Below are 3,069 nucleotides of genomic sequence, written 5' to 3' on the forward strand. Positions count from 1 at the left end.
GCCCCGGCAGGGCCCAGCCGGACCACCCACCGCCGTAACATCCCCGGCAGCGGAAACGACTCCACGATCCCGTCGCGGGCCAGGAAGAGCGCTGCCGTCGGCCCGAGACCCGTGCTGTCGGCGAAGTCGCCCATCAGGTACCGGTCCGGGTATTGCCTGCGCCGCAGCGGCGCGCCGAGTGCCGCCCGTGCCACAGACCGCACCCCGTCGGCACCGATCACCAGGCGCGCCGTATAGCTGACCGCGGATCCGTCCACGCACGCTTCAATCGTGGCCCGGCAGCCGTCGTCGTGCAGCCCCGTGACCTGCACGCCGCGGCGCAGGGCTTCCGGTCGGAGCCCGTGCACCCGTTGTGCCAGGACCGCCTCGGTTGAGCCCTGCGGCAGGGACAGCACGAAGGGAAAGCGTTGGGAAACCCGGGCAAAGGACATCTGCGCCAGCGTGGCGCCGCCGCTGATGGCGAGGCCGTGCCGGATCGGGACACCGCGCCGGACCAGCTCCTCGGCCACCCCGATCCGCGCCAGGGCTTCCAGGGCCGGCGGATGGATGCCGATGGCCCTCGAGTGCGGCGCCGGGCCGGTCCGCTGCTCCAGCACAGTGACGTCGACTCCGTCCTGCAGCAACAAAGCGGCCATAAACAGCCCCACCGGGCCGCCGCCGATAATCACGACGTCGGTCATGCGCCGGCCCCGGCGCTGCGCCCGCGGCCCTGTTCGTGGATGAGCAGGTTCCGAAACGGGGAGCGCGACTGCACGGTCCAGCCCGGGGGAGCGGCGGTCCGCAATTCGGCCAGGGTGTAGCTGCGCCGGATCGAGGTCAGGCCGTCCTGCCTGATGTAGGAGCCGCGGAAAGGCAAGGCGCCCGCGAAAAACAGCGCATAGGCGGCCGCGCTGCGGCGGAGGTCGTTGTGGATAACAGTGCCGGTGCTCAGGGCGGCGGACTCGGCGAGGAAGCCGGCCAGCTCGTCGGATCGTAGGTGGTGCAGAACGTGGTTGGACACCACGACGTCGAAGTGGCCACCGTCGTGCAGCAGCTCGGCCCCCGTCTGCCGCCGGAAGGTCACGCCGGCGCGCCGGCGCCGGCGTGCGGCAAATGCCGCAGCCCGGCGGTCCGGGTCGATGGCCGTGACGGTGAGGCGAAGCCCGTCGCGGGCCGCCCAGCGGGACAGCAGCACGGCCACGTCGCCGCCGCCGCAGCCAATGTCCAGCAGGGAGGTGCCGGATTCCGCGGAGAGCAGCGGCCTGAGACGCTGCCGGTAGATCCCCCTCCAGCCGGATACTGCGCGGTTGATTACGGCAAACTGGGCGTAGGTCCGGGCCAGCCGGGCGGGATCGCAGTCGTCCCGGTCCATCTCCTCGACGGCGCTTACGGCGCGGTTTCGCAGCAGCAGCATGATGCCGCCGCTCAGGMCAGGGCTGATTCCGGCCGGAGGATCCCTCGCGGCGAGGCGTGTGCGGCGTCGGCGGGACGGGCGTCCCGCGGTGCGGTGATCTTGGTGAACAGCGCGGTCTCCACCGTCAGGCCTGGCCCGAAAGCCATCGAACAGATGCGTTCGCCGCCGTCGGCGTCGTCCGTTTCCTGCCGGTTTCCGAGACCGTCCGCCTCCGCGCCCGCGGGGAGATCCAGGATGTGCCGGATCACGAACAAGACCGTGGCGCTGCTCATGTTGCCGTAGTTGCGGAGGGTTTCCCGGGCCGGCAGCAGCTGTTCATCGCTGAGCTCCAGCCTGGCTTGCACCTTGTCCAGGATGCTGCGGCCGCCGGGATGGATAGCCCAGTGCCGGATGTCCCGGTAGGGGAGCCCGCTCAGCGACGCATCCCTGGCCAGGAGCGGTTCGAGGGCGCCGACAATGTGGTCGTCGATGATGTGCGGGACATACGTGCCGAGGACCATTTCGAAGCCCTCGTCCCCAATGTTCCATGCCATCGCCTCCTCGCCGACCGGGGTCAGGACCGTCTCAAAATGGTCCAGGCTCAGCAGCGCGGGCTGGTCCGGTATGTCCCGGGCGCTGATGACGGCGGCGGCGGCGCCGTCGGCGAACAGCGCGGACCCCATTATGGTGTCCGGGTCGTTGGACGTCCGGACGTGGAGGGAACAGAGTTCCGCGCAGACCACGAGCACCACGGCCTCCGGATTGGCGTCGCAAAACGATTTGGCGGCCCGCAGGGCCGGGAAGGCGGCGTAGCAGCCCATGAAGCCGAGATGGTAGCGCTGCACCGCGGGGTTCAGTCCGAGTGCGCGGACAATCTTGTAGTCCGGTCCGGGGTTGAAAAACCCCGTACAGGAGACGGTGATCAGGTGCGTAATGTCCCCGGGAACGATGCCAGCACAGGCGGCAACCGCCTGCTCCGCCGCCGCGATGAAGAGCTTGGTGGCCTCGGTGGCGAAGATGTCGTTCCTGACCTTGGTACTGGGGCTCAGCAGCAGGCCCGTGGCCGGATCGAAGAACTGCGGGTTCTCGGCCCGGCTGCGGGTGGTCAGTTCCCCGACGGCGGTGTAGCGGGTGTCGATGGCCGCGGAGTCAAAGCAGGTGTTGACGAGCCGGGAGCCGAGCCTGCTGAGCCCTGGCTGGGCAGCAAACACCTCGCGCGCTTCGCTTTGGACCAACACGGTGGGCGGGACAGCAGTTTCCAGGGACCTCAGGTAGACCGTCATGGTTCATTCTCAGTGAGGCCGCCGGATATCACAATGGATTCCCGGCAGCGGAAAGTCAGTCCACCGACTGCCCTAAGCTGGTCACAACGAGCCGGGCGGCGCCGTCGGAACCGCAGACACTGCGCCGCCGCACAAAGGGAGACAAGATGAGCACGGCCACCGGAACGGGGCAGGCGGAGACGCGGCCGCCCGCGCAGCACGTCGCCGATACCCATGAGTTGATCCGCGTGCAGGGCGCGCGGGAAAACAATCTCAAGGACGTCAGCCTGGAAATCCCGAAGCGCCGGTTGACGGTCTTTACCGGCGTCTCCGGCTCGGGGAAGAGCTCGCTCGTGTTCGCCACGATTGCCGCGGAGTCGCAGCGGATGATCAACGAAACGTACAGCGCCTTCGTCCAGGGCTTTATGCCGACGC

Annotated in this window: 3 protein-coding genes and 1 pseudogene; 1 reads left to right on the plus strand and 3 read right to left on the minus strand. The window is 68.9% G+C overall.

The window, feature by feature from the left end:
* From AB4Y86_RS15600 to AB4Y86_RS15610, 3 genes are all read right to left on the minus strand, one after another.
* On the minus strand, positions 1 to 680 hold a 680-nt coding region (locus tag AB4Y86_RS15600), incomplete at its 3' end, for an FAD-dependent oxidoreductase (protein ID WP_441403098.1).
* Positions 677 to 1,393: a class I SAM-dependent methyltransferase gene (locus tag AB4Y86_RS15605; protein WP_441403099.1), complete on the minus strand. Its 717-nt coding sequence runs from the start codon at positions 1,391 to 1,393 to the stop codon at positions 677 to 679. The genes AB4Y86_RS15600 and AB4Y86_RS15605, both read right to left, overlap by 4 nt.
* A gap of 11 nt (positions 1,394 to 1,404) precedes the next feature.
* Positions 1,405 to 2,655, minus strand: coding sequence for a type III polyketide synthase (locus AB4Y86_RS15610; RefSeq protein WP_441403100.1), 1,251 nt, complete (start codon positions 2,653 to 2,655; stop codon positions 1,405 to 1,407).
* 146 nt (positions 2,656 to 2,801) lie between these two features.
* Here AB4Y86_RS15610 and AB4Y86_RS15615 point away from each other — a divergent pair.
* Positions 2,802 to 3,069, plus strand: a pseudogene (locus AB4Y86_RS15615) (excinuclease ABC subunit UvrA); the annotation flags it as partial.

It is taken from the genome of Arthrobacter sp. 2YAF22_2 (assembly GCF_052114645.1).
In the GTDB taxonomy this organism is placed as follows: Bacteria; Actinomycetota; Actinomycetes; order Actinomycetales; family Micrococcaceae; genus Arthrobacter.

Bases quoted from the DNA above. Each gene is read 5' to 3' on its own strand.
- AB4Y86_RS15605 (WP_441403099.1), bottom strand. From the start codon at position 1,393: ATGCTGCTGCTGCGAAACCGCGCCGTAAGCGCCGTCGAGGAGATGGAC.